The organism is Terriglobus sp. 2YAB30_2 (assembly GCF_052114765.1).
Taxonomy (GTDB): Bacteria; Acidobacteriota; Terriglobia; order Terriglobales; family Acidobacteriaceae; genus Terriglobus.
On the sequence record NZ_JBFRFJ010000015.1, the window covers coordinates 1 to 26363 of the forward strand.

Annotated in this window: 21 protein-coding genes and 1 pseudogene; 10 read left to right on the forward strand and 12 right to left on the reverse strand. The window is 55.3% G+C overall.

From position 1 onward, the window contains the following. Positions 1–135: 135 nt before the first annotated feature. Positions 136–510 carry an OsmC family protein gene (locus AB4Y89_RS19165; RefSeq protein WP_442302651.1) on the forward strand — a complete coding sequence of 125 codons (375 nt, stop codon included), beginning with the start codon at positions 136–138 and terminating at the stop codon, positions 508–510. 1786 nt (positions 511–2296) lie between these two features. Here the strand turns inward: AB4Y89_RS19165 and AB4Y89_RS19170 are convergent. Together AB4Y89_RS19170 and AB4Y89_RS19175 are read right to left on the reverse strand one after the other, a co-directional pair. Then, complete coding sequence (locus AB4Y89_RS19170; protein ID WP_442302549.1) at positions 2297–2800, reverse strand: DUF4142 domain-containing protein; 504 nt, start codon at positions 2798–2800, stop codon at positions 2297–2299. 246 nt (positions 2801–3046) lie between these two features. Further along, positions 3047–3409 carry a hypothetical protein gene (locus AB4Y89_RS19175; protein ID WP_442302550.1) on the reverse strand — a complete coding sequence of 121 codons (363 nt, stop codon included), beginning with the start codon at positions 3407–3409 and terminating at the stop codon, positions 3047–3049. Between the two features lie 57 nt (positions 3410–3466). Between AB4Y89_RS19175 and AB4Y89_RS19180 the strand changes: the two genes are divergently transcribed. Continuing rightward, complete coding sequence (locus AB4Y89_RS19180) at positions 3467–3700, forward strand: cytochrome c oxidase assembly protein (protein WP_442302652.1); 234 nt, start codon at positions 3467–3469, stop codon at positions 3698–3700. A gap of 232 nt (positions 3701–3932) precedes the next feature. Continuing rightward, positions 3933–4331, forward strand: a complete 399-nt coding sequence (locus tag AB4Y89_RS19185) for a GlcG/HbpS family heme-binding protein (protein ID WP_442302551.1) — start codon at positions 3933–3935, stop codon at positions 4329–4331. A 120-nt stretch (positions 4332–4451) separates the two neighbouring features. Here AB4Y89_RS19185 and glgX read toward each other — a convergent pair whose 3' ends face one another. Continuing rightward, positions 4452–6569 (reverse strand): glycogen debranching protein GlgX, encoded by a 2118-nt coding sequence (glgX, locus tag AB4Y89_RS19190; protein WP_442302552.1) that lies wholly within the window; start codon positions 6567–6569, stop codon positions 4452–4454. 176 nt (positions 6570–6745) lie between these two features. On the opposite strand from glgX, the gene AB4Y89_RS19195 reads away from it, so the two are divergent. Both AB4Y89_RS19195 and AB4Y89_RS19200 read left to right on the forward strand, forming a co-directional pair. Then, complete coding sequence (locus tag AB4Y89_RS19195) at positions 6746–6988, forward strand: hypothetical protein (RefSeq protein ID WP_442302553.1); 243 nt, start codon at positions 6746–6748, stop codon at positions 6986–6988. 123 nt (positions 6989–7111) lie between these two features. Next, positions 7112–7597, forward strand: a pseudogene (locus AB4Y89_RS19200) (SIR2 family protein); the annotation flags it as partial. Positions 7598–7766: 169 nt separating this feature from the next. Here the strand turns inward: AB4Y89_RS19200 and AB4Y89_RS19205 are convergent. Further along, positions 7767–8960: a zinc-dependent alcohol dehydrogenase gene (locus AB4Y89_RS19205; protein WP_442302554.1), complete on the reverse strand. Its 1194-nt coding sequence runs from the start codon at positions 8958–8960 to the stop codon at positions 7767–7769. Positions 8961–8981: 21 nt separating this feature from the next. Then, positions 8982–9623, reverse strand: a complete 642-nt coding sequence (locus tag AB4Y89_RS19210) for an SRPBCC family protein (protein ID WP_442302555.1) — start codon at positions 9621–9623, stop codon at positions 8982–8984. A 701-nt stretch (positions 9624–10324) separates the two neighbouring features. Between AB4Y89_RS19210 and AB4Y89_RS19215 the strand changes: the two genes are divergently transcribed. Then, a complete protein-coding gene (locus tag AB4Y89_RS19215; protein WP_442302556.1) occupies positions 10325–11158 on the forward strand; it encodes a manganese catalase family protein in 834 nt (277 codons plus the stop codon). A gap of 1555 nt (positions 11159–12713) precedes the next feature. Here the strand turns inward: AB4Y89_RS19215 and AB4Y89_RS19220 are convergent. The 7 genes from AB4Y89_RS19220 to AB4Y89_RS19250 all read right to left on the reverse strand — a co-directional run bounded on the left by AB4Y89_RS19220 (position 12714) and on the right by AB4Y89_RS19250 (position 19088). Further along, positions 12714–12848, reverse strand: a complete 135-nt coding sequence (locus AB4Y89_RS19220; protein WP_442302557.1) for a hypothetical protein — start codon at positions 12846–12848, stop codon at positions 12714–12716. 143 nt (positions 12849–12991) lie between these two features. Continuing rightward, the gene (locus AB4Y89_RS19225) at positions 12992–13228 is read right to left on the reverse strand and encodes an asparagine synthase-related protein (protein ID WP_442302558.1); all 237 of its coding nucleotides are present in this window, start codon (positions 13226–13228) and stop codon (positions 12992–12994) included. Then, on the reverse strand, positions 13225–13380 hold the full coding sequence (locus tag AB4Y89_RS19230) for a hypothetical protein (RefSeq protein WP_442302559.1): 156 nt from the start codon (positions 13378–13380) through the stop codon (positions 13225–13227). Before AB4Y89_RS19230 ends, AB4Y89_RS19225 begins: the two co-directional genes overlap by 4 nt. A gap of 1464 nt (positions 13381–14844) precedes the next feature. Continuing rightward, a complete protein-coding gene (locus AB4Y89_RS19235) occupies positions 14845–15024 on the reverse strand; it encodes a hypothetical protein (protein ID WP_442302560.1) in 180 nt (59 codons plus the stop codon). A gap of 1789 nt (positions 15025–16813) precedes the next feature. Further along, positions 16814–17014, reverse strand: coding sequence for a DUF1059 domain-containing protein (locus AB4Y89_RS19240; RefSeq protein WP_442302561.1), 201 nt, complete (start codon positions 17012–17014; stop codon positions 16814–16816). A 412-nt stretch (positions 17015–17426) separates the two neighbouring features. Beyond that, a complete protein-coding gene (locus AB4Y89_RS19245; RefSeq protein ID WP_442302562.1) occupies positions 17427–17987 on the reverse strand; it encodes a DNA polymerase ligase N-terminal domain-containing protein in 561 nt (186 codons plus the stop codon). 48 nt (positions 17988–18035) lie between these two features. Further along, positions 18036–19088 carry a hypothetical protein gene (locus AB4Y89_RS19250; protein ID WP_442302563.1) on the reverse strand — a complete coding sequence of 351 codons (1053 nt, stop codon included), beginning with the start codon at positions 19086–19088 and terminating at the stop codon, positions 18036–18038. Between the two features lie 500 nt (positions 19089–19588). Between AB4Y89_RS19250 and asnB the strand changes: the two genes are divergently transcribed. From asnB to AB4Y89_RS19270, 4 genes are all read left to right on the forward strand, one after another. Beyond that, positions 19589–21544 carry an asparagine synthase (glutamine-hydrolyzing) gene (gene asnB / locus AB4Y89_RS19255; protein ID WP_442302564.1) on the forward strand — a complete coding sequence of 652 codons (1956 nt, stop codon included), beginning with the start codon at positions 19589–19591 and terminating at the stop codon, positions 21542–21544. Between the two features lie 17 nt (positions 21545–21561). Continuing rightward, positions 21562–23244, forward strand: coding sequence for an ArnT family glycosyltransferase (locus tag AB4Y89_RS19260; protein WP_442302565.1), 1683 nt, complete (start codon positions 21562–21564; stop codon positions 23242–23244). A gap of 520 nt (positions 23245–23764) precedes the next feature. Continuing rightward, positions 23765–25012 carry a hypothetical protein gene (locus AB4Y89_RS19265; protein ID WP_442302566.1) on the forward strand — a complete coding sequence of 416 codons (1248 nt, stop codon included), beginning with the start codon at positions 23765–23767 and terminating at the stop codon, positions 25010–25012. 129 nt (positions 25013–25141) lie between these two features. After that, complete coding sequence (locus AB4Y89_RS19270; protein WP_442302567.1) at positions 25142–26338, forward strand: glycosyltransferase family 4 protein; 1197 nt, start codon at positions 25142–25144, stop codon at positions 26336–26338. The last annotated feature ends 25 nt before the right edge of the window (positions 26339–26363 follow it).

Genomic DNA, 26363 nt, shown 5'->3' on the forward strand with positions numbered 1-26363 from the left:
CTCTTCGACCTCTTCGACCATGCACCGTCAATCGGGCATGATAGTGATAGTCCATCCGTTCCTCCGGAAACTTCTATTTGCTCGTCACAAACAGAATCTCCAGATACAAACGGATGGACAACAACCTCTTGAAACATCACAGGTGGCCACAATCTTGGTCCGGTACCCGAGGAAGACATCCTGGGACGTATGATCACCTGCCTGACACACATTTATGAGATCGAAGCATCCAAACGGCAGATCAAGCTGGACGGTCTCGAGCTGAAGGTCGAGGGCACGCTGACGAGCCGCCTCGGCAATATCGACACCCCTCCCACTTATAAGGACATCGCCTATAGCGTTTACATCTCCTCACCTGAGACTAAGGAGAAGATTGAGGAACTGCAGAAGGCTGTCGAAGCCACGTGCCCGATCTACAACATGATCAAAGATTCTCAACTAATCAAGAGCACGATCGTGCGAGGTCCTTATACGGAAGAAAAAGAAAAGTTGGCGAGCCAAACCAAGTAGTGGTGTTTGGGTAAGACAAGCCGGATATCGGGTTATCCAGGGCGAACTGGATGATGCGGCCAACCTGCTCGTTGTTGATGCCGTTGACGATGGTCGTTACGGGGACGATGTCCACGCCGGCCTCGTGCAGGTTATGGATGGCCTGGAGCGTTTTTGTGGGTATAGATGGCGAGAACGCCGGGCATCTTCTCGGCGGCGGAGGCCGATCTATTCCGACGCATCCTTGATGGCGACCTACTAACTTTTAAGTTCCTGAACACTTCCCGTGTGAAGCTCAACGGCTTTGCTGGTATTACCAAGTAGATCGGTGGCTACTATCAACATGGCGCGATTGCGCCTCGATAGGCTACAAAACAATAGCACCGTCTAACACATGACTTTGAAAGGACTTGCTAACCGCTCATAGATTCAAAGGATGTGTACATCTGGAGGCGGAACGATTTCGTTACAAGAAGAGGGCGGCGGCCAGGGTTAGGCCGGCGTCCGTTCGATAGAGCGCCGGCTTCAAAATCGGCTCAGCACTCCGTCGTATGGCCCAGAAACACAGAAGCCGATCGCATCTGTCCCATCTGCATAACCTGTTCCTACAAAACCATGCAGCCCTTGGGTACGGCATGGTTAGAGATCATTGCAATGGGGACAGTCCGCCACATGACGGGTGTACGCCATCCACAGAGGATCTGCGGCAGTAAATGGATCTACCTCCTCTGTCCATGCGAGTCGCCGGATATGAGACGTCGTGAGTTCTGGATGCATGTCAGCAAAATGCTTCAGCAGTTCCATGCCGAAGTCGCAGGCTGGCAACTCATCGATGCTCCATTGATTGTTAAAGTCAGTCTGGGTCATAACCTTGCGCGATTGTTGGGGCGTTCCCCACGGTCAGATCAACACCGGACTCGCCGGTTTTCCTTGTCCTCGTCGCACTCGCCACCGCACTCGGGGCAGCGCTTCGTATTCCAGCTCGTACGCAGTAAACGGCTGCAGTGATATCTGGCGAAACACAACGGGCAGGCATTCCAAAACAGGTCCTCCGAATTTGGTTCCAGACCGAACCCGTACGAAGGAAGTATAGGCGAATAAAAGGCGAATTTTATCCACAGGTACCCCGAAAGACCCACTCATTGGGCGCCACCACGAATGCGGATAACACTGACGCGGGTGGTCAATGCTTCCAAGACCGTCAGCAGGTGCTGGTTTTCGGCTTGAGTTCCGCAGCAATCTCATCGAGATTCTCGGGTTGCAGGGAGGCAATGTGACTGCGGAAAGATGACAGCCTTTATAAAAGGTATCGAACACTTCCGGAGCACATAAGCGGCGTGTCACATTCACACTTCATTCGTAGCGAGCGTTCTCGCGGGACAATCCTTCCCTTCTACTCGCCGCCAGATTTCGGACTGTCCATGATTGATTAGTTTGGCCTGCAGCGTTGCTCCCAATCCCATGGCAAGAAGTTTACCGGGCTCCATCAGATCCTGAAAAGACGCGCATGTAGATATGGCATGAAAGACTGTGGTTGAAAGCTAAAGCGCGAGGCCGAAGCCGCTTGTGGCCGGGGAATCTTTCTTTATATCGAGTTGATGTTCCTCATTCCCACGTGTCACGGCGATGGATAAACCGAATGGTTCTAAGGCCACCTGAGAAGAAATAGGCTGCGCATTCCTGTCGTAGAATTGCCCACTTGGACCGATCTGAAGTACGAACAGTGGCGACCGCTATGGAAACACGCGAGAGACCCCGAAGGACGCGGTGCAGTTTAGCCTCGGCGTCCTCCGGGGGACCGCCCCACCTAGAGCTTCTTCTTCAGGTCATATGCCATGTTTTTGTGTGCTGCAACATGGGTCTTGCCCTTTAGTACGACGGCTTTAAACTTTACGTCCTTCGTATCCTTCGCCTCAGAAGTGAAGGCGTCCAGTGCTTTGGCATGGTCGGAAACCATCGTATCGATGTACTCCTTGTCAAAATCCTTTCCAGCAAGGCCGTTGAGCTTGCTCCATTCTTCCTTGTGGTCATTGTCGAGATCGCTCGGGGCAGCCAGACCCCAAGACTCGGCAAATGGCTTCATGCTCACGGTCATCGCCTTGTGTTCTGTGACCATCTTCTGCGCGAAGGCCTTCACGGCGGGGTCGCTTGTCTTCTGGATAGCGAGCTCGCTGAGTTTGATTTCGTTGACGTCGGATTGCGCCGCAGTTGCGAGAAATTTCTTGTCGTTGTCGTCGGCAGCTCGGCCTACGGTCGGCAAAAACAGTAACAGACCCGAAAATACAGTCAGGTATAACTTAGTTCGAAACATGAAATCACCTCATCTCCCTTTTAGGGAGAAATCCGAACTGTCAGACGGAGGCGTTTGAGAGATGGTTGTCTTGGTGATCGGAAGGAACCAAAAACCAAGGCCCATGTGACGCCTCGGCTACCGGAGCCACAATCCGGGTCGGTGATTCACAGAGCGTCTCAAAGTGTAGCCGTGCCTTGAGCCCAGGCGTTGCATCTTCGATGAACTGCTTATACGGAGCGAGCGTCCCTACGGTGCCCAACAGGATCAGGTTCGCGCTGTCGGCCGACTCCGGCGAGAGCTCGGTGCTGCTCGAGGCTCCCAAAGGTCGACCAGCAGATGCTTCATCGTCGGCGACTTCTCAGAATAGACTCGCAAGTCTTCATTGCTACGAACCATCTCGTCCACGCTCTCACCGAGGCCCCGGATGACAGTGGCAGCCCTCCTGTAGGCGCGCACCTTGTATGGGTTCGCCTTCTCGATCGTCATAAGCTGGGCGAGAGCAGAAAGGCGATCTGCAATTTCGGCGTTACTGAGCGATATGGAGGCTGGGGTCGGGGATTCCTCATCAACGAACGGATACCCGACGTTCGTCGTCTCATGAAGAAGCTTGCCAGACTTAGCATGCATGGTGGGATCTCCTCGGGAGGCATCGGTTTGCCGATCTAATCGATAGGAGCAATTGCACTGCTTACCTTTTCCAAGGTCCTCTGGTATCCCATCTACGCAGAGCGCACACAGATCTGGCATCTTACTGCGCTCGAAGATCAGCAGTTCGGAGGGCTGCTGATGTGGGTTCCCTCTGGGCTGGTCTTCATCGCGATTGGGATTCTGCTCTTCGCCAAGTGGCTGACCATCTCGGATGCTCGACTCGCGCACACCTCTGTCGCATCAACCTCCGTCAGAAAGGAGGCCGCATGAAAGCTCCCAGTGCGCTGCAGTGAACGGCAGTTCCAAAAGCTATATCGCCGGAATTCTTCCAAATAATCCGCAAAACCTTTCTTACTGGCTGCAACATCCACAATCAGTACATCCAGGTTCGGCTATGCCTGAGATGCATGTCACGCGGCAGGACGCCGACAGAATCGCTGCTTATCTGGAGCGTCTCCACTAACAGATTTATCTCATTTCACACAACGCTAGGAGAGAAATCATGAGCGTCACCCTTCTGGAAGCAAAAACCATCGTCGCAGCGGCAGAACAAAAGGCTCAGGAAATCGGCATGCCAATGAACATAGCGATTGTCGACGCCGGCGGAAACCTGTTGTTTGAACGCATGGAGAACGCCTGGCTCGGCTCCGTCGACATTGCGATCAATAAAGCATGGACAGCTCGCGCTTTTGATATCGAAACTAAAGCCCTGAGTGAGCTTTCACAGTCCGGAGATCAGTTCTTCGGTATTCACGCTTCAAATCATGGACGCGTTATGATCTTCGCGGGTGGCGTCCCCCTGAAACGAGATGGCCGGATCGTCGGAGCGATTGGCGTCAGTGGTGGTATGGGAAAACAGGACCAGGCTGTCGCTCAAGCCGGAGCAGATGCTTTCAGTTGATGCAAAGCAGGATGCTCTCCGATGGTAGTCGACCAAACTACCAAGGAAGCAGGCATGCGGATCACCGCTGACTAGCTACGGAAAACCAAGTGCCAACCAGTCCGTAGAGGCGCGGTCCAGTCAGGATTTCAGCAGATGAGTCGACAAGAGCAGGAGTGAACGTGCCGTGACTTCGTATTCCGTACCGGGTTCATAAGTGCTTTGCCCGGCAAACGTTGTGAGGCTTGTGTCTACTAACAGGCTCCAGCTTTTGCTGCTGCACTCGGGCAATCTGAATCTGGAAGAGTCGGCACTCCCATTCACAATCAGCAACAGCGTCACGCTACTGCTCTGCGCTCCTAACCCTGTTGTCTTGCTTCTACCCTCCAGCAGCATACCAACACATTTCATACCTGGATCCTCCCAATGTTCGGCCTGCATCTCCTGACCGTTTGGATTGATCCACTGCAGGTCTTTGCCGCCGAAAGCCTCGTCATATTGCCCAACATAGAACCTCGGGCGGCGAAGAGCTGGGATTTTTTTTCTCAGCCCGATGACATACTTTGCAAACTCCAGCAATTGCTGGTTCCTCTCCCGCAGCTCCCAGTCGATCCAGGAGATCTCGTTGTCCTGACAATAGGCATTGTTATTGCCCTGCTGTGTACGGCCGAACTCGTCCCCGGCAAGGAGCATCGGCGTTCCCTGTGCGAACAGAAGCGTGGCGAGAAAATCTTTCATCTGACGCAATCTCAGATCTTTGATCTTTTGATCATCGGTCGCCCCTTCTGCACCGCAGTTCCAGGAACGGTTATCGCTGCTGCCGTCCTGGTTATTTTCTCCATTGGCTTCGTTGTGTTTGTCATTGAACGTCACCAGGTCGTTCAGCGTGAACCCATCATGCGCGGTTATGAAGTTGACTGTCGCCCATGGTCGCCTCCCGCTGTGGTTGAACAGATCGCCCGAAGCGGTAAGACGGGGAGCAATCTCCGCCGCTTTTGCCTCTCCGCGCCAGAAGTCCCGGACTGTATCGCGAAAGAGATCATTCCATTCCGCCCACCCGGGAGGAAATCCCCCAACCTGATAACCGCCCGGGCCGCAATCCCATGGCTCAGCGATCAGCTTGACGGTGGCAAGCACTGGATCCTGCGAGCAGACCTTGAGAAAGCCGCCCTCTGAGTCGAATCCTTGTGCTTCCCTTCCAAGCACTGTACCCAGATCAAACCGGAAACCGTCGACGTTTGTCTGTTCTACCCAATAACGGAGCGAATCCATGACCATCTGCAGGACGCGCGGATGGCTCACGTTCACCGTATTTCCCGTCCCCGTCTCGTTGAGGTAGTACCGGGGCTGATCTGGCAAAAGGCGATAATAACTGGCATTGTCGATGCCCTTAAAAGAAAGGGTAGGCCCCTTCTCATTGCCTTCCGCGGTGTGGTTATAGACCACATCCAGAATGACCTCGAGGCCGTTCTCATGGAAGCGAGCCACCATCTCTTTAAATTCTTTGAGTGTGTCCGGCCGATTAGAGGCATAGCGCGGATCTGGCGCGAAAAACCCAATGGTGTTGTACCCCCAATAGTTACGCAACCCTCTCTCCAGCAGGTAGCCATCGTCGACAAAGGTATGGATGGGAAGAAATTCGACCGAGGTAATTCCCAGCGACCGCAGATACCCAATCACCTGGGGATCGGCGGCCCCGGCATATGTCCCCTGTATCGCCTCCGGCATACCTGGATATTTGCTGGTGAGCCCGCGCACGTGGGCTTCATAAAGGATGGTCTCGCTCCATCCAATGCGTTTACGACGGCGCTCTCCCGTGAAGTCGAAGTTGGGGTCTACGACGATGCACTTCGGAACATACGGCGCCGAATCTCTCTCGTCAAAGCTCAGATCGTCGCCTGATTCCACGTTATAGCCGAAGATGGCAGGATTCCACACCACCTCCCCGATATGCGCATACGCATATGGATCGAGAAGCAGCTTGTGATGATTGAAACGGTATCCCGATGCAGGCTCATAGGGACCATACACCCTGTATCCATAGCGCTGTCCGGGGCCGGCGCCTCGGAGGTATCCATGCCATATCTCATTCGTGTATTCCGGCAGTTCGATGCGCTCAAGCTCAGTCTCGCCATCTTCTGAAAAGAGGCAGAGCTCAACTTTGTTTGCATTGGCAGAAAACAAGGCGAAGTTAACTCCATCGCCATCCCATAACGCCCCCAGCCGGGTAGCAGTACCTTCTTCTAGCCTGTATGACATGTAATAACGTTCCTAGAGACCTTTGGATGCAGAAAACTTTCATTCCTTTAGCTCCGGCACGAATTGGCAGCATCTTATACGACCCGCCAGGCGGCAACATTCTCCGGCAGTCAAACATCGAACCGTTACCGAACCGCAGAGGAGAGCAGGCCGTGCGACGCACTTAACCGCAAACTTTGGGTATATCTCTTCTGGACGGTCTCGAACCACTCACCGAGGCAGTACGACAGAAGCAACTCATTCTCTTCGTCGGCGGTGGAGCGTCACAGAACCTTGGCCTACCGGGCTTCACAGCACTGGCAGAGCATCTGACGCGGGAACTTGGGACAGAACAGCCATCGTTGCAATATCCCGACTATCCCATTATCGCGGAAGCATACCTTCTCAAACACGGAAAGCTTGGCCCGCTGAGAAGCTGAATGGATCGCACCTGGCACCCTAACAGCATCTCGATTACAGATTCTGAGCTGCATCGACTCATCGTAGAGCTCGGCTTTTCAACCATCTATACAACCAATTACGATCGCTGATTAGAGCGAGCCTTCGAACAATACAAAAAGCCGTTTCACAAGATCTCCAATATGGCCGACCTCACCCAGCATGTAGAGGCAGCGACGGAGATTATCAAGTTCCACGGTGACTTCGAGGACGACGAGTCGTTGGTGCTCACGGAGTCGAGTTACTTTCAACGCATGCTCTTTGAGAGCCCGCTGGACCTGCGGCTCCGATCGGATAGCCTGGCGCGGCCGATTCTCTTCATCGGCTACAGCCTTCACGACATCAATATCCGTTATCTGCTGTTTCGTCTGCAGGAGCTATGGAGAAACTCCGTTTATAGCAGTCAGAGGCCATTGTCCTACATCGTGATGAACCAGCACGATGTAGGACAAGAGAGCGTGTTATGCAGCCGCGGGGTGATACCCGTTGTCTTAGAAAACATGGATGCAGGAGCGGCGGCGACCTGCTTTCTCCGGGAATTGAAAAGCTCCGCCTCTAGGTCAAAGCCGAAGAAATCACCATCGTCCTGAGATGGCCATGTCGGCTGCCGCACCTTTCTAACTACCAGAATCCTGCTGAAGATAGCTCCCGCAATACTTCTCCTTGTTAAAGAGGACGACGCTATCGAGTAGCGCCGCCCCATGCAACATCATTACCCTTGATTACTCTCTCTTCGTCACCGATCCGCGCAGACGCTCGTCATGCTGCACGTTGCAGCCATGGATCGATAATGATCTTGGTGACATTTTCCTTTTTGTCGCGCCAGATCTTATACATCGCCGGAGCCTCCTCAAGCGAGATGCGATGGCTGATGATGTAGCTCGGGTCGATTTGCCCTTTTTCAATTCGTTCCAGAAGCGGCTTCATATAAGCGTGCATATTGGTCTGGCCCATCTTCATGGTGATACCTTTCCCGAAGGCGGCGCCGAAGGGCATCTTGTCGATAAGCCCGCCGTATACTCCTGGAATCGAGACAGTTCCACCCTTCCGCACTGCCTGAATCGCCTGCCGCAGTACAGCCGGCCGATCGGTCTCCATGAGAAGAGCGGTCTTGATAGTGTCATAGACACCTTGCAATTCCATTGAATGTGCTTCGAGTCCCACCGCGTCGATGCAGGAATCCGGTCCGATTCCGCCGGTCAGATCTTTGATCGCCGTCAACACGCTGACATCTTCCTCTGCGGAGTTGACTGTAATCGCACCGAGGCCGCGGGCCAGGGCCAGCCGCTCTTCAAAACGGTCAATTGCAATAACCCGTCCGGCCCCGAACATAAAGGCGCTCGCAATCGTAAACTGCCCCACTGGACCACAGCCCCATACTGCGACCGTGTCTCCAGGCTCAATCTGCGCGTTTTCTGCGGCCATATAGCCCGTGGGAAAAATATCGGAGAGAAAGAGAACCTTCTCGTCGCTCAGATCATTCTCGATCTTCAGAGGACCTACATCCGCAAACGGAACGCGCGCATATTGCGCCTGTCCTCCGGCATAGCCTCCCATCATGTGCGAATATCCGAAGAGGCCCGAGCCGGAATATCCGTAAGCAGCTTCCATCAAATGGGCGTTAGGGTTGGAGTTATCACATGCCGCCCAAAGCTTCTTCTTGCAGAAGAAGCAATTTCCGCAGGCGATAGTGAACGGCACCACCACACGATCTCCTCGCCGCAGGTTAGTCACTTCGCTCCCGGTCTCTTCGACGATCCCCATGAATTCGTGCCCTAGAACATCGCCGGACTCCATTGTGGGGATAAAGCCGTCATAGAGATGCAGGTCTGACCCGCAGATTGCCGTGCGCGTAATACGGATGATGGCATCACGCGGATTAATAATCGATGGATCCTCTACAGTTTGTGTTTCGACGTTATTCTTTCCCATCCAGCAAACAGCTTTCATCATTCCACCTCATGTCGAATCTGATTAGGCCACCTTCGTGCCGGGAGGAGTTGCGATACTCTCCCCGTACAGAGACCGCTTGAACCGGGCAATCAATCCACGTTTCCCATGAGGAGCCTCCTGCGACCGGGGGATCTCTCCAGTCTCTGCAAGCGCTTTGAAGTGCCTCAGATTTTCAATCACCGCCTGTTTCGGATTACGTCCGGTGAGAGTCTCCCACGCGCTGGTCAGCTTTCCCATGCGAAACTCCTGCAACACAATCACATAGGTACCTCGGCCGCCGGGAGCCTGCTCAAAGATCACCTCTCCTGCGTTATCAGAATCGCCACCGATAGAGCACCAGGCAATTCGCTTGCCCGGTTGATCGGCAAGAATCTCCGAGTCCCACGTGATAACCATGTCATCCGAACGCATGGTCCAGCGGGAGGTCTTTTCTCCTGTTATGACGACCTCTTCGATCTCTTCCTGCCAAAGAGGAGCAAGTTCCACGTTGCGCCAAAGGGCATACAGTGCCTCCGGCGGACTCTGCACCAGCGTGCTGGTGCGCACCCATAGCTTGCCGTCCTTATCTTCAGGCGGTGGTAGATATCGTCCGTTCAGGATGATTGAAGCGCCACTCTGGCGCGGCAACGCTTCAGCATTCGGCTTCTCATTGAGGTTCGCCATGTATAGCTCCTTTCCTTGAGAGTTGTTATCTCTCGCCTTGCGGCTTTGCCTGTTTTCTTGAGCATCGCCCCCTTCACGGCCCCGGGAACGAAGTTCACGCCCGCGCCTTCCAGCTTGATTGTGAGGGGGTGCGAATAGCATGGGTTCGTCCCCTCGAACAGCGCGTCGAGTCCCTCGCAAACGACCTCGTCCGGCTGACTTTGATTCTTACCTCCGTACCGACCTCGGTATCATCCATACCTGCCCGATGAAAAAAGTCGATATTCGTCGGTCCCGGCTGCAATGCGGTGACCGTAACGCTAGGCTGTGCCTGTAGAGAGGAGGAATCCCGACTGGGGGTTGCCCTTGCCTCGGCTCGGATGTTCCTCAAAGTGGCGGGAGGGGCAAACCCGTTCCGATTTGAAGTTTCTCCTGAGGCGCCGCACGAACGATTTGCACGGCTTCTGCGCCCAGTCAACAACAACAGAAGCGAGCTGCTCCTTAACCTCGTATTCCGTACCGAACGAATGTGTGCCTTCCCAGCGACTACGGTAGGAGTTGGTGTCCACTAACAGATTTCAGACCTTACTCCTGCAATCCGGCATTCTGAATCGGATTGAGTCAGAGCTTCCATTGAAGTTTCCCGGACCGTGGTGACAACGAAGGGGAACATCTCTGCATCTAGCAAGCTGCACGCAAATCTGACCCGAGGGCACCTACTCATGTATCACCACGTTAAGCAACTTATGTATACCGTGAACGTAGAGACGCCGGATATCAAGTTCGGCAATATGCTCTTGGAGCAGTTTGGCGGTGCGAACGGCGAATTGGCCGCAGCCATGCAGTACACCATCCAAGGATGGAATTGTATTGACGATATTGCGCGCCGGGATCTCCTCATGGATATCGGAACCGAGGAACTCAGTCACCTTGAGATCGTTGGGGCATTGATTCGTATGCATCTTAAGCCACTCAAAACCAACCGCGAGGCAGCCGAGGCGGATCCCCTCGTTACTATCGCTGGAGGCGGTGGGCTCAACCTCTTCAACTCGATGGGGAATCCATGGACTGCAGACTACCTAAAGATTTCGGGGGAGCTCGACGTGGATCTGCGGAACAATATCGCGGCGGAAGCTCGCGCCAAAATCGTGTATGAGCGTCTAATTGACCATACCGATGATCCCGGCACGATCGATACCCTGCAGTTTTTGATGACTCGCGAAATCACCCACATGAAAGCATTCACGGCCGCGCTCGATAGCCTGGAAAAAAGCCCGTTTTCGATCGGCCGTCTTCGTCCGACCCCGCGCTTGGTTGACCAGTACTTCAACGGGTCGACGGGGAATGGAAACGAAGGTGACACAGACATGCATGGACCATGGCAGAGCTCATTCGGACTTACTCCCGTTGATTCACAGGTTGTGGGCGGCCGGGGTCTGGACATTGAGGCCGTCAATGGGAAGCTTCCGGATGAAGACCGGGGAAGGCAAGATGCGGCCAAAGCCGCAACGACGGCTCCTGATAAATCGGAACTCATTGGCATCAAGAAGTCGTGAGAAGGAACTATCGGGGCCGGCGCAAACCGACCCTGATTGGTGCCGAGGCTCATCCCTAATTCGAAAGCCGCTACCGCCGAGCATAGAACGCAGAGGATCCTGCCCCAGCCCATAGTCGTGGCGATGCGATCGCTGCCTCAGTACTTGACAGAGATTTCTAGCGCTACCGTTGGACACTGGAATGGCGGTTGTGCTGATCCAGCATCTGGATCCGAGCCACCATGGCCCCTCAATTTCTGTGCGGGATAGAAAAGTGGGTGTATAGTCTTGTCGACATCTTGATACGCAATTCAGCCTCTCTCACCAAGCAGCGATGTTGAGGTACGGGCGACTCCCTTGCGCTCCAAGCATGAGCTTTGTGCTCTATGGCGTCAAAGGAGGCACCAGTGGCGCCCACCCTACCTCCCCTTGCACTCATTCTCCATGTCGGCCATGATCTTATGCTCCTCCATACTCGAAGCGCGGTTCTGCGGTCGGCAGGCTATATCGTCGAATGCGAATACGTCATCGAGGATGCAGTCCGTCATTTTTTGTCCGCCGATTTCGACCTCGTGCTTTTGTGCCATTCGCTCTCTGACGAAGAGAGACAGGGTTTCATCAGTCGGGTACGGGAACATCGCTCTTCGACTCCGGTTCTCTCCGTTGATCTTTTTGACACTCGCAATCCGCGGGGTACCTCCGACGATCCCAAGACCGAGAACAGTCCCACTGCACTTCTGAATTGCATTGGTGAGACGCTGCAAAAAGATCGTGTTGCTCACTGTACACAAACGCATTAATTCAATTCCGATGCAATACAAATAGCCCGTCAGGCGAGCAGATACAGACGTTTGTGCCGATAGCACAAACTACAAACAAAAGAGGGGAAAGACGCGCGACGTCCGGCAGAACTGTATCGAGCCATCGGAGATTTCTTTTTGCGCGAAGACAGCCGATACGCTCTTCGGTGAGTACGAACTGGTGAATCTGGTCGGGGTAATACCATCCTTGCATCCTCGACTCGTTGAGTCTTCGTGAAAGCCGTGTGCGGGAAAACTGCATGCACGGTTTGGGCAGCGAACGGTGGCCATCATCGAAACCTGATGCGCCAAGCGCGCTGGCGCAGATACGACAAACGGCAAAATCGAATAAGGATTTAAGGTTCACTGCTCTGATGCATCACATCTACCGCATTGACACTCTGCGGTTCGCCTACTCGCAGTTGAAAAAGCAGGCTGCAGCCGGTGTGGACGGTGAGACGTGCAGCACTACGGCGAGGCTCTTGAGGCGAATCTCCAGAACCTCTCCCATAGACCGAAGCGCGGAGCATACCGGGCGAAGCCGGTGGGTAGGTGTACATCCCGAAGGGCGGACGGGTGGCAGCGACCACTCGGCGTTCCGGCACTCGAAGACAAGCTTGTCCAACGAGCGACAGTTGAGGTACTGAATCAAATCTACGAGACGGACTTCCTCGGCTTCTCTCAGGGTTCCGTGCAGGAGTCTCAGTTGCAAACTTCGCTTTATTTAGAGTCGGCCGCAGTCAATCTTGGCCGCGACCGATTCTTCCGAAACGAATTTACTCATCCGCCTCATACGCCGGAGAAGTTGCCTCTTGGCTATCGAGGTTGTTTCCCGCCTTCATTGCGCTGGCGCTTTGGATTGTGTCGTCGGCGCTGTAGACGTTGGTGATTTGCGGCTGTTCGTACTTCATCTGACGTTCCTCCGTGTTTGGGATTTCTACCGGCAGGCACCCATCGATAGAACTTGGTTCGCCATAGTGGCATTGGCGAAAACCTAAATCTTAGGCAGCGACAAGGGTGTCCCGTTCTTTTGCCTCAACTCATAGCTCTTACATCAGAGCGCAAGGAAAGTGGCAGCAAGGTCGCTCTTATGAAACGCGTCCGATACACTTTTCCGCAGGATCTCTGGCTCAACCAGCTCTGCCAATGTCGGCGACATTTCGCTGAAGAGATCACAGATTCTCTCCTCTTGACGCCTGAGCGTGAGTAGGAGAGAACGGCTCCGCGCTGCCTTCCGCCTTCTCTCGATAATCTCTGTCGGTACGATCGAGCGCAGCGCACTGCGCATCATGGCAGATCTTCTCCCTGGGCGCAGTAGCCGCTCCAGGGAACACGCAGAAGAAAGTCGAGAAGATCGCGATCCACGTAGGGATAATGAAACTCATAGTGGACAGAGTGATACGGCCGGCGATGCGGCATCGTCTCAAGGAGTACCGGAACCATCCATGCTGTCGCCACACAACTTGAACGAGAAAAGAAGGACCGTCCCGGCAGAGGTCTTTGTACGTTCTGAGATGTGCCGGGAGCTTCCGTGTGCCCCAGGCCGGTGTGTTCTGACGCCCGATTCTCGAAGGCCAATACTGCTGTACAAGAAATTCAGACGTTCGCACGGTCATGCTGAGAAATGGGGTTTGATCGACTAGACACCACTCCAAGGCACTTCTCGCGAAACTTCGCGGGTCGCCAGCGATGAGCCGGTCGGCAAGAGCGGGTAGTCGGTGAGAATCTGCGGGCCATGCAGTGGAGGGAGATTCCAGCTTCCGACGATTCACATCCGGATAGACAATTCGTTGCTAACAATGATGGGCGGCGATATGTTGCTCTAGCGCCAAGCGTGCCTGCTCGGATTTCACGCGGGCCTCGTTACTAGCCCGTTCAAGTCGATCGTATTCGTCCTTGGGCGAGGTGCCCATCCTTCGGCGTAGCTCTCTCACCGCTTCGGAGAACCTCGAAGTGGATTCGTCGTAGTCTTTTGCCAACCGAGCCTTTTCTTCACAAGACACACCATTTGACCTCACGTCTAATATAACGGGCATTGCCGCCTCATGCGGTCCACGCGGCTGCGACGAGCCAGCAGGAAAGACTTGCAATTTACCCATATTCCACATAATGCATTGTTAGCGCCTGCTATCACTCCAAAATCGCATTGCACATCGATCGGACTCTGCAGAGCCACCCGCATCCGGTACAGATCGAGACAGCGTGGCGACCGCCGCAGGAGCAACATCCCGGCGCTCTCCACAAACATGCATTCCGGCTGCTCGATTCGCCCAACAATCCAGATGCCGCACCTCCCCTGCCCTCACACCCAATCCGCTCTGATCGTCTTCGGCCACAATGCCGGACAACCCCTCGATGGAAGGATGGAAGACCGTGGTGGCATGATGAAGAAGACATGACAAATGCGCGAACCAAGTTGGAACCAAGATGGCCTGCGATGCTTGCTCTGCTTGGTGTGGGCGGTCTTCGCCTGGCTCTTCCAGAATCAGCGGCGCACTGCGATGCCCGTAGCGGCGGATCGGTATTCCAAAGGTGGGACGGCTCACGAACCAAGAAGCATTCCCCCTACGCGCCAATTTAGCGAAAGCGCGACACCCTATCTGTATTGAAGGATGCGGTACCGTTCCCAGAACTTTCGATTGTGATGATGATGGTAACGTCCGCATAGCCAAGGAGAACGACGTTCTGGATGATGGTGAACGTTGAAGGTGCTGGTGGTGGCGACGGAGAATCCGCCGCGGCATGATGAGGCAAGATGTGCGGGGTGGGTATAGCGATGGGGCGCAAAAGGCCTGTAGCAAATTTGTATCGCCGAAGTGCTTTTTGCGCGATTTTTGCGGTTTTAGAAGCTTTTATAATCAGCAACTTACAGGAGAGCCATGGAATCGCGGGTTCGATCCGTGCACCTCAGTTGAGTCCCAGGGAGAGAGTCTCGTGCAGCACATCAACCAGATGCCCGAGCGACGTTGCATACTCATCGCGTGTCCACTTGGCTGCGGCTTCGTTTGTTCCGTAGGCCAGCACAATCAACGAAGCACCGGTCTGCCTCAAGTACTCCGCAAACAGCGCCTGATTCCACTTCAGCATCAGCGGAGCCTCCGCTCCATTACGACGACCAACTAGGGATGGGAAGATCGGGTTCAGTCTCCCATTTTTGCTTCACTGCCTTCCTCTCATCGTCGTCGGCAGTCTCGTGCTTACCGCTAGGATGCGGGTTCTAAGCCTCCAATCCCTGTAGATGGGAGATGGCAGTCAGAGAATCTGTGCGCGAGTTCACTTGGCAGGAGGTGGGCCGTTTTGTCGAGCGCCCTGTCTACTGGTAAATGGTCGCCTTGCGACTCAGCCGGTGCGTCTGATCACGCAAAGCGATATGCCTATCGAGTTGCTATGTCTTTCACAGCGAAGTCATTTGATCGCGTCATGCAACTCGGCTATGGAATTACTTCGGAGCGAGAGGCACTCAAGGTGATACGGGATCAACCGCTTCCAATTCCTGATTCTCCCGATGAATATGTCTCCAACGAAAACTCTGATCGCCGACTACGTTTCCGCGATAACAACATCAGACATGTATTGATCGCAATCCTCGATGGCCATGTTGAGAACCTAGCATCCCCATGAATCGGTCTACCGAAGAGGAGGGTGTGCAGGTTGTACAGCTCTCGGGCCATTTAAATCACTGCCGCAACAAGCGTAATCTCGGTTTCGACCGGCACAGGCCCAAATAGAAGCGTACGCTTAATCCAGTACGTATTTCTCGCCTCCAGCAGCCCCATTGCTTCCCGCTCCAGACGAGCATCTCTCAAGTAAGCAACCTGTGTTTGGAGTCGATGTGAGCTTCAAGAATAAATCCGACGTAGATAAGCATTTCGCCGCCTCTCGGAAGCGTTACTCGTTCCTAACGGCGACACCCGCGAGCGAACCGGATGCCCCCGGGCACTCCGGGGTCGACGAAGACACCGTGCCTGACATAGGCAAACCGGAGGGATCGTTGTTGACCTTGGTTAGGCCGCAAAAACCTCCCATCGTGTTTCCGCGGCCGCAAAAGCAGAGCGCGTGAACGTGCGCTCGATAGACCTTCGTTCAGGTACCCCCTTTCATAGGGGGTTCAGCTTTTCTGGACAACGAATCTGCGACGGATGGCACGCTGTCTCCGTCCAGAGTGCGCATGACATACCCGTAAGGGTCCGTGCTCTAGACTGGCACTTCATGTGGCTTATGCCGATTTCTTCCGGTGGTAGGTGTTGGTCGTCGCTGGGGCTGGTGGATGAAGCCGCGTTCAGGTACTTTTCGGATGCGGCGACGCTCGTAAATCTGCTGAGGAGTGTCACATCTCCATTGAACCTCCCGCCGCGCGCAGCAAGTCCTTGAGAGAGGTTGTTGAGGAGGTTTTGCAGGGAAAAAGCCTGTGGCAGATTTGTACCGCCGAACCGCTTTTTGGGCAATTTGAGCGATTTTAGCGGCTTTTACAATCAATAACTTACAGAAAAATTGTAGATTTCGCGGGTTCGACTCCCGCCGCCTCCACCATCAAATGTTGGCAAAGCTCTGCCCTTGCGTGTGAGTGAGTCGATGACATCTCACGTGGATCAGCAACCATTGTTACCTCCTCCAGCTTGTTCGCGATGCGCCCTTGTATCCAAATAGCACCTCGTAGCTGAAGTTTTCGTGTTCCTCCAGGCCGATGAAATCGTGCAGCGAGTGAAGACTCAGAGTTCGTTTGCGTTGGTTAAGAAAGACACACACCTCGAGACGAGGAAATCGAGTTCGTATCCTGTCCGCTGATGGGCTCGTCCGGAATCGTGAACGAGTTAAAAGCATGCCAAAGAACTAATTTGCGCTCGCAACGCTGACGGCAGGAGTTGAATGACACGCCCTAGGCCGCAACCCGCATCTCCGGCATGTCTTTCAGTAATCCGCGAAGCTGCTCCCGCAATTCCGGTGAGTCCATGTGGCCATGGACGCTTATAGCGTGCATTACGGCTGCGTTGAGCAACTCTTCTTCGGTACCTGAAATTGCCAACGTGCAGTTCGCCTCATTCGGGAACTCTCTGCAATCGATATATTTTCTCGTCATAGCCGCCTCCTTTGGATAGGCTGCAGTGCAGAAGATAGTCGATTGCGGCAGCGCATGTAAATATGCACATGACCCATCCCAAACGTGTCATGACGCTTGACGAGGTAGCAAAACCTCCGACAAGGCAAGTGGATTGACTGGAACAACCGTCAATCTGAGCATGGGCAGCCTGGACGACTAGCCTCTTCGAGATTGGCTATGTGCGCGGGTGGCCAATGTCCCTCCGGGATATTGGCCCGGTCTCACGCTCGTGAGCACTAGCATCAATCTCGCACAGTCAACGGCGCAGATTCTCAAGTCGCAATCTGGATGGGTGAGCTCGGCAATTTTCGCTTGTTGAGAGTCTGGGAGCTACGAAATGACGGCCAGATGACTATGTCGCAGGGTTCCTTACAGAACTGCATTCCAACGACTAGTCGAAGAGTTTTGCTTGCCGTTCCTGCCTCTTCCTCGGGTGCGTCCATTCCTGCTTGATCTCTTCCATCGTTCTGCCGGTAATACTGTTCGGTTGCTCCTTCAGGATGCACCTGCCTGCCCAGCTTTCGGCAAACTCATCGGCGTGCTTACAAAGCGTCCAGAGTGAACGCGAATCGCTTCCTACGATATTCGTTTTGGTAAGGGTCCAGTCGCCCTGCAGCCTTTCTCCGTACAGAGCGAATCGCAAAATTCCCTTGCGCACGCTGGCTCCGACATCGTCACATTCCGGATATGGCACCCAGCTTCCCTGATCCCAGAGCATAATTGTTCCTGTTCGATGAAGACCTTCAAACTGCAGGTACGCCAGGCGGTGATCGTCCATCTCAACCGCTTCTCGAAGCACGCCCGACTGCGTGCTAGGTCCCTCTCGCAGAGCCCAGCTCAATAACACCCCATTCCATTCCAGCCTAAGATCGTAGTGAAGATGCGTCGCATCGTGCTTCTTCATGCCGTAAGCACGCTGGCGAAATGCACGATGGTTATTCTCTGCTTTCATTTCGGAGCCCTCCTCCCTTCTATTGCATGCCAGGCATCTGAGGACGGCTTAGCGGGACGGTCCCGGCCGCAATGACTTCTCTATCTGCGGAACCATTGTGGCGAAATCTTCATACTGATCGGTTGCCACGAAGTTCACGCCTGCACTGATAGCAGCCTTCCAGCGTGGAAGAACGGCCTCGCGAGACCCGAAGTTGTAGCTGGCACCCCATCCCTGGCTCTTCTGTGGGTCAAAGCCATCGAGCGTGTAAAAGCGGATCCAAAAGCCCTTGCTGTGAGAAGCATCCACAACTTCGCGCAGCCGCTTGTCATCCTGTGCCGTCCACTCACCCGCGTTCGCCTGCCCTCCCTCCTCGACTACAGCCCAGGAGTTATTCCACCAGCGGCGATAGTTCGTTGGAGTTTCGGTCAGTAGGTTCGCGGGTGAAGTGGTCGCTTCCCAATGGGCTAGCTCCGCACGGGAAAGATTCTCAGGATGGGGAGCGCTATGTGCCGAGCCGAAGATCCGCAGCTTCCCACCCACCGGAACGCGATCGAAGAAGGCTTTCTCCTGCGCATCGTTGTCTTCCGTAATGACGAGAATCGGCTTCTTCTGAATGGGCGAGAGCTGATGCGGATCCGTGGTCTTTACCGCCGTCGACAGCCACGGCTCGTACTCGCCGAGGAGGTGCCATACCGCCTCATGCAACGCCGGCTGGTTGTCCTTGAAGTCGAAGTGCAGCACGATGAGAGGCCATTCACTCTGCTTATTTTCTTTGAGGATCTTCTCGACAACGGGCTTTACCTGTTCGAAGAAATAAGCCTTAAGCGTCGGCTCCGTTCCGGTTGTCTTCGGAGTGTGCGAGACGACGACGCGCCCTTTGCCTGTCGCCGGATCGGAGTACCACGCCAGGTCCTGTTCGATGGATACCGGGAAACCCGAGTTCAGGGCACGGCTCACGCGGTCCTGCCATTGGCCCTCGTAGGGATAGCAGTTATGAGCATCCAGCATCGAGCGGTTGTCATTCAAAAACTTAAGGTCATTCGTCTGCGCGACGGCGCTTCCCAGAGAGGCAGCAAGCAGTACCTCGGCGAAAACACGAACTCTGAACTTCAGCATCATGGATCTTCTTCCTGGCAAAATCTGGCGGAGTTGATACGCCTCAAAAGCTTAGCTGAAGAGTAGAAGACGTATCTCGCGAAGCCGTTAAAATGCGACCCTGCACGCCATTTAGGTGCAAGCGGGTGCTTCCCTTCCCATTCCGGCAAGCCGGCTGACTATCTTTCGATAGGTATGGGAAGAAATCCAAGCTTTCACTGAAATACTTTATGAGAACGTTCAAGATTCAGAACCGGCGAAGACCGCCGCTGCATCTGCGGCGTTGATGGCGGTTAATGTTCTTATCAGTATAGGGACAGGCTTTAGACGTCCTTTTCCCGGAAAAGTTTCGGTCGAAAACTTTTTTCGAGCAAAAAGTTGTGGCGGTCAGGCATAATGACAGACAACTTTACACGCGGTCCAGTTGTGGGTCTGTGCATTGAGTGACCTTACCCCTTCTTGATGAAAGGGTCGGCCGAAACTGTCGTGCACGGCGGGCTGGAGTCGCAGGGGCCTGCCTACTGATGTGTGGAATCGTTGGATACTCTCATGTTCGCAGGCCACTGCCAGAAGGTGTGCTCGCGCGGGGCCTAAGAAGCCTGACACATCGCGGACCGGACAGCCAGCAGGGGTTTGTGACGAGGCACGCGTCCGTGGGAGCGACACGGCTGCGCATTGTGGATGTGGAGCACGGCAACCAGCCGATGCACAATGCCGAGCACCAATGCACGATCGTCTTCAACGGCGAGGTATACAACCACGGAGAGATTCGCGAGGATCTGGAGCGCCGAGGGTGGGCCTTCCGAACGCACTGCGATACCGAGGTGGTACTGAATGCGTTCCTGGAGTGGGGGCTGGAGTGCTTTGCACGTTTCCGCGGAATGTTCGCCGTCGGAATTTGGAATGAGCGCGAACGCAGACTGACGCTGGCGCGGGACCGGGCGGGAGTGAAGCCCTTGTACTACCGGTGCCAGGATGGAGAGATTTTCTTCGGTTCGGAGCTGAAGGCGATTTTTGCGCACCCTGAAGTACCACGACGCCTGGACCTGCATGGGTTGAACTGCTATCTGTCGTTGAACTACGTCCCCGGGCCATTCACCCTGATTGAAGGCATTAAGAAGGTGCCGGCGGGGCATGTGCTTGAGTGGTGCGAAAGCGGCATAGAGCTGCGGTCGTATCTTCCAGTGGAGCGCCAGCAGCCGGCCCCGGCGGATCTGGGCGAGGCTTGCGAGGAGTTGGATGGACTGTTGAGGAGCGCCGTACAGGAGCAGCTGCACAGCGAAGTCCCTTCCGGGATATGGCTGAGTGGCGGTCTTGACTCCTCGACCATCACGCACTATGCCGCGCAGATCAGCTCCGAACCTCTGCGGACGTTTTCGGTGACCTTCCGCGGGCGGGAGTTCGATGAAAGCAATTATGTGCGGGCAATGGCAGAGCATTATGGAACGAACCATACCGAGTTCGACCTGAATGAAGACGCTGACCTGGCAGACACGATTGCGGACTTGAGCTACTACTCGGATGAGCCAAGTGCGGATGCCGGCGCGATTCCTGTCTGGTATCTGGCCAAAATGAGCCGACAGCAGGTTACGGTCGCCCTAAGCGGTGAGGGCTCGGACGAGCTCTTTGGCGGCTATCTAACGTATAAGGCGAACCGGCTGCGGAACGCTGTCGCGTGGCTGCCGAAGCCCTTATTGAAGGGAGCGCTGACAGCAGCGCAACGCATGCCCGCGAGCGACCGAAAGATCGGCCTGGACTACAAACTGAAGCGGTTCCTGGAAGGCTCGCTGCTTTCAGCAGAAGCCGCACACGTATTTTGGAACGGTACCTTCACGGAGCTTGAGAAGCAACAGGTGTTCCGGTATGCGCGTAAGGGACCGATGGCGGATCTGCTGGGCACGATGCAGGGCCGAAACGCGATGGAACGGTTCCTGGATTTCGATCAGCGATACTCATTACAGGACGCGCTGTTGTATAAGGTGGACCGGATGAGCATGGCGCATTCGGTGGAGGTACGGCCGCCTTTCCTGGATGACCGGATTGTGCAGTTTGCGAACCGGCTCCCGATGAAGTGGAAATTGAACGGGCTGGAGACGAAACGGATTCTTCGAGTCCTGATGCACGACGCGCTGCCGCAATCGGTCCTGCAGCGATCGAAAGTGGGGCTCGATATTCCGATTCACGCGTGGTTCCGCGGAGTGTTGCGACCGTTGCTGGAGGACACACTGACGGAGACGTGGCTGCGTGGGTCCGGCGTATTCAACTGGCCGATGGTGCGAACGCTGATGGACCAGCACCAGGAGCGGAAGGCGAATTGGGGGTATCACCTTTGGGGTCTGCTGACGCTAACGATCTGGATGAAGCGGTGGAACGTGGAACTGCCGACGGCACACGTACCGGTTCCGTCCGTGGAGGAAGAGCCGGTCGTGGAGGACTCCTCGTCGTCCTGGCAGCCTGTCTCGTGTTCTGTGGAAACGTAATCAGTCCACCGCGACTGATGGACGATGTAGACGCAGTTCAGGCGCAGATTGCTCGCACCATGCTGGAGTCCGGCGACTGGGTAACGGCCAGGCTGGATGGAGTGGCATACCTGGAGAAATCACCGCTCATCTACTGGATGATGGCGGGATCATTCCGGGTATTCGGCGTCCATGACTGGGCCGCACGCATTCCGCTGGCGCTTTCTGTAGTGCTGCTGTGCTGGGTGACGTACCGGTTCGGTCGCTGGGCAATGGGCGAGCAGGCGGGCGTCTTCTCAGGCGTGGCGCTGGCCACATCGGTCGGGTTGTATCTGTTCACCCGGATCCAGATCCCGGATGCAGTACTGACGCTGACGATCGCGGTGACACTATGGGCCTGGATGCGGCTGCTGGAGCCGGAGGAAGCGAACCCGCGCGCGTGGGCAATACTGATGGGGTTCGCCCTGGGATGCGGCCTGCTGTTGAAGGGGCTGATTGCCCTCGTATTTCCGCTGGGCGCCGGCCTGCTGTATATGGCAGTGACGCGGCAGTTGTGGTCCGGCGAGGCATGGAAAAGGCTGCAGCCATGGCTGACACTGCTGGTGATGATGGTGGTTGCCGCTCCTTGGCATGTGCTGGCAGCGCTTCGCAATCCGCCATACTTTGCCTTCTCCATGCACAGCGGCCCGGGTGAATATCACGGGTTCTTCTGGTTCTACTTCTTCAATGAACATCTGCTGCGATTTCTGAACCTGCGGTATCCGCGGGACTACAACACCGTGCCACGGGCACTGTTCTGGGTGCTGAATCTGGCGTGGCTATTCCCGTGGTCAGCATTTCTGCCAGGCGCAGTGAAGCTGAGTTACAACCGTGGATCCAGGCCGGGACGGCTGCGGCTGATGCTGCTGTGCTGGATCGGCGTGGTGATGGTGTTCTTCACCTTCTCGACCACGCAGGAGTACTACTCCATGCCCATTTACCCTGCGCTGGCTCTGCTGGCGGGGGCGGGGATTGCAGAGGGCTGGTGGGTTCGCGCAGGGCGCTGGTTTACTGTTGCGATCTTCGGCTCGCTGGCAATTGTGCTCGGAACGGTGCTTTTCATGGCGGCGAAGCTGCCGGCGAATGGTGAACTTGCCGATGCGCTGGCACAGCATCCAGAGATGTACACGCTTTCGCTGGGACACATGCTGGATCTCACGCTCGGGGCGTTCGCTTACCTGAAGCTGCCACTTGCGTTGGCGGTTGCAGCGTTTGCAATTGTCGCCGTGGGAGTGGCGGTTGCACGGCGGCGGGTAGGTCTGATGGTTGCCATGATGGTCGCGGGCATGGTGATCTTCTTTCAGGCGGCGCGGCTGGCGCTGGTGCGATTCGATCCGTATATGGGGTCGTATCAACTGGCGACTGCGTTGCTGGAGAGTCCGCCGGGCACCCTGATTGAGGCGGATGCGTATTATGCCTTCTCATCGGTCTTCTTTTATACCGATCGCAAAGCCCTATTACTGAATGGTAGAAGCGCCAACCTGGAATATGGGTCGTATGCGCCGCAGGCACCGCAGGTCTTCATCGATGACGCAGGGTTCGTCCGCAGATGGGAGTCGGACGAGCGGTACTATCTGCTAACGGATAATGGCGACCTGCCACATCTTCGCGAGCTGGTGGGTGAAGCACGCCTGCATGTGGTCAAGCAAAGTAGTGGGAAGTCCCTGTTGAGCAATATGTAAGTGCGCATTGGGTGAGCTTGCATCTATCGCCTTCGGTGTAGAAAGTGTTATCAAACTTGTCTCCACTGAGCGTTCAAGTCTCGCACGTCATCCCGTGGCCGCCATCGTGTTGACGTGTTCCCGCGTCCACAAAAGTGGATGTGTAGGATTTACAATATGAGGTAGAAATCATAAAAGACGTTGGACCTTCGGATCCGCGTCCCCAATCCTCAGCTTCTACGGCCTGTTGCACTAGCCATCTAAATGGGGCTAAAAATTTCCTTTAAAATCGCCGGAAGAGGGCCGGGAGAAACCCGGAAGCAATTGAGCCTGAGTCGTCACACACTCCCCTAACTTGATAAGGAGTGTAGGGTCACTCCCCTAAGCTGTCAGGGAGAGATATCGAATGGAGTCATGCAGAGGGCGGCACTGATCCGACGGCTCATCATTTACATTCGAATGCTAATGTTTAAGCTGCCGGCTGAGTCCGAAGGTGTAGCGCTACGGAACGGGCCGCGAAGTCTTAGGTAGAACGGGGATCATGTCGACAGCAGCCATGCGGGATCAATCAGCGTCCGGTCCCCTCTCGGTCGAACGGTACATCCATTTCTCCACGGTCTGGGGTATCTTCAGCGCCGTCCTGGTCTGGCATGCCGGTGCCACTATTTTTCTTTTTTACCTGGTGATGCTGAGCAACCTCATGCTGATCTGGGCCCTTCAGCCGCCGGTTGTGTTGCCTCGTTGGCTGCCAGGGTTTCTTGTCTATCTGCTCGCCACCGGTATCGTCGGGACGGTCCGGGGTACGGATTCTCTGGGAGAGACCTTCAAACAACTTGGGGCGATTAGCCTCAGCGTGTTCTACTTCGCCAACTTCTTTCATGCCGAAGGCAATCTCGTCAATCGTGCCTGGACGACCTATATCAAGGCTGCCTATCTGTTTGCCTTGATCGGCATCCTGATATGGCCGGTGCAATACATCTACGATCATCACCTGGTGCGGCTTCAGGGAATGGCGAGTGAACCCGCCGCCTTCTGCCTTCTGACCATGCCTGCCCTCTACTGGTATGCCAGCCAGTGGCTTCGCTTCGGCAAATGCCGGAAGGAGACTCTCTGGATGGCGCTGGCGGTCGCTTGCTCAAGCTCTTCCATCGGATATTCTGCTCTCGCCGTCGGTTTGCTGCTTCTCTTCGGCAAACGCTTTACCGGAATTGTTATGGCGACTGGACTCGTTGCCGTTCTGATGGTGGGGATTTACCTCGTCTCTCCCGATGTTCGCCTGCGAGTGGACGATACATTTGGAGCGCTCTCCAACAATGACGTATCCGCTACCAACGTAAGCACATATGCCCTCGTTTCGAATATGTATGTGACTGGTCGCGTGCTTGCCGAGCACCCCATCCTCGGCAACGGGTTGGGTTCCCACGTAATCTCCAGTGACCGATTCGTCAAAGATGTGCCGGGCGAAGACCTTGTCGAGGCAGCCGGCTGGGATGCCGGCTTCAACACCCGCGACGCCGCCTCCCTCACCCTGCGCTCGCTCTCCGAGTTGGGCATCCTGGGTTTTCTTGGTATCCTCTGGTTTATCATTCATTTCCGCGTCAAGGGTGAGAGCGGCCACGCCGACATCAGCAGCGCCATTCTGACGTGTTTCTTCCAAAAGCTGCTCCGCGGCGGAGGCTACTCCAATCCCGAACAATTCTTCTTTGTATTGGTCTACATGCTGAACTACCGGCAATATCATGCGTCTTTGCGGGATCGAGAGTATGGACTTGCCAGGTCGAAGAGTTGAGCGAAGCCATGGAAACAATGGATTGACCGATCGGGCAAGCACGACATCGATAAGCCGGACACCTCATCGGGACCGGGACGGACTGCGGAGTGAATCTATCCCTCCGATTCGTATATTCGAAAGAGGATCATGCGAGCAGTAATGAAAGTGGCCGTAGTAAATTACCTGGATACGCGAAACGTCCGAGTGCTTTCGGGAGCCAGCCATTTCATGATTCGCGCGTTGGAGAGACAGGGGGCGGAGGTAACACAGCTTGGCCCGGTCTCGTCACGATGGCTCAAGGCGGCACGGTACCTCCATGGAGCTGCGAAGTTGTTGGGCCGGACGTATGACTGGCATCACAATCTGCTGGCTTCCCGGGCCTTTGGACGGGAGTTTGCCCGGCGCCTGAAACATGGCGACTACGACATTGTCTATGCGCCGCTTGCTTCGACCGAGATCGCCTATCTTAAGACAAATCTGCCGATTGTCTACCTGACGGACATGACATTTGCTTCGGGAAAGTCTTACTACAACTCATTCTCGAACCTGCTGCCGTTCACTGACCGCGAGGGAGCGACGATCGAGAAAAAAGCAACGACACGGGCAACGGCAATCGTTGCCCCTTCCGATTGGGTCGCGAAATCTTTCCAAGCTGACTACGGATACGACGCTTCGCGCCTTCACGTGGTCTCGTACGGCGCCAATCTGGAAGATCCTCCGACGCGAGACGAGGCCCTGGCACAACGGGATGTGAGTGTTTGCCGGCTGCTTCTGCTCGGTGTGAGCTGGGAGAGGAAGGGTGGCCCACTAGCGCTTGAAACCTTGAAGATGCTGCTTGCGAGCGGCGTCAAGGCGGAGCTGCTGATCTGCGGTTGCAAGCCTCCGGCAGGTGTCGGTCATCCGGCGATGCGGGTGCTTCCCTTCCTGCGCAAAGACAATCCGGCGGAAGCACTGGAACTTCGGAGTCTCTTGCTGACCTCGACGTTTCTGATCGTGCCTTCTGAGGCAGAGGCGTGGGGGTTTGTGTTTGGGGAGGCTTCGGCCTGCGGCCTGCCGTCCGTGACCCGCGACACCGGCGGCATCTCGAGTGTGGTCAAAGATGGAGTCAATGGATTGCTCCTGCCGGCGGACGCGAGCTCGGCAGAGTATGCGGCGCGCATCCGCGAAGTTCTGGATCGCCCGGGGCGTTACCGCGAACTGTGCATCTCCTCGCGCAACGAGTATGAGACGAGGTTGAACTGGGACAGCTGGGCGGCCCGCATGATGGAAATCTTTGCCGCGATAAAAGCGGCATCCCTGGCCGCACGCCGGGTGGATGCAAAGGCCGAGCAGGTGCCTCAGTGAGTATGATCCAGGGCAACGGAAGCGA

Coding starts and splice junctions, on each gene's coding strand:
- AB4Y89_RS19245 (WP_442302562.1), bottom strand. CDS start 17,987: ATGAAAGCAGAGAATAACCATCGTGCATTTCGCCAGCGTGCTTACGGC.
- AB4Y89_RS19270 (WP_442302567.1), top strand. CDS start 25,142: ATGCGAGCAGTAATGAAAGTGGCCGTAGTAAATTACCTGGATACGCGA.
- AB4Y89_RS19170 (WP_442302549.1), bottom strand. CDS start 2,800: ATGTTTCGAACTAAGTTATACCTGACTGTATTTTCGGGTCTGTTACTG.
- AB4Y89_RS19175 (WP_442302550.1), bottom strand. CDS start 3,409: ATGCATGCTAAGTCTGGCAAGCTTCTTCATGAGACGACGAACGTCGGG.
- glgX (WP_442302552.1), bottom strand. CDS start 6,569: ATGTCATACAGGCTAGAAGAAGGTACTGCTACCCGGCTGGGGGCGTTA.
- AB4Y89_RS19235 (WP_442302560.1), bottom strand. CDS start 15,024: ATGCTGAAGTGGAATCAGGCGCTGTTTGCGGAGTACTTGAGGCAGACC.
- AB4Y89_RS19210 (WP_442302555.1), bottom strand. CDS start 9,623: ATGGCGAACCTCAATGAGAAGCCGAATGCTGAAGCGTTGCCGCGCCAG.
- AB4Y89_RS19185 (WP_442302551.1), top strand. CDS start 3,933: ATGAGCGTCACCCTTCTGGAAGCAAAAACCATCGTCGCAGCGGCAGAA.
- AB4Y89_RS19225 (WP_442302558.1), bottom strand. CDS start 13,228: ATGATGCGCAGTGCGCTGCGCTCGATCGTACCGACAGAGATTATCGAG.
- AB4Y89_RS19230 (WP_442302559.1), bottom strand. CDS start 13,380: ATGGTTCCGGTACTCCTTGAGACGATGCCGCATCGCCGGCCGTATCAC.
- AB4Y89_RS19205 (WP_442302554.1), bottom strand. CDS start 8,960: ATGATGAAAGCTGTTTGCTGGATGGGAAAGAATAACGTCGAAACACAA.
- AB4Y89_RS19215 (WP_442302556.1), top strand. CDS start 10,325: ATGTATCACCACGTTAAGCAACTTATGTATACCGTGAACGTAGAGACG.
- AB4Y89_RS19265 (WP_442302566.1), top strand. CDS start 23,765: ATGTCGACAGCAGCCATGCGGGATCAATCAGCGTCCGGTCCCCTCTCG.
- AB4Y89_RS19240 (WP_442302561.1), bottom strand. CDS start 17,014: ATGACGAGAAAATATATCGATTGCAGAGAGTTCCCGAATGAGGCGAAC.
- asnB (WP_442302564.1), top strand. CDS start 19,589: ATGTGTGGAATCGTTGGATACTCTCATGTTCGCAGGCCACTGCCAGAA.
- AB4Y89_RS19250 (WP_442302563.1), bottom strand. CDS start 19,088: ATGATGCTGAAGTTCAGAGTTCGTGTTTTCGCCGAGGTACTGCTTGCT.
- AB4Y89_RS19260 (WP_442302565.1), top strand. CDS start 21,562: ATGGACGATGTAGACGCAGTTCAGGCGCAGATTGCTCGCACCATGCTG.
- AB4Y89_RS19220 (WP_442302557.1), bottom strand. CDS start 12,848: ATGAAGTACGAACAGCCGCAAATCACCAACGTCTACAGCGCCGACGAC.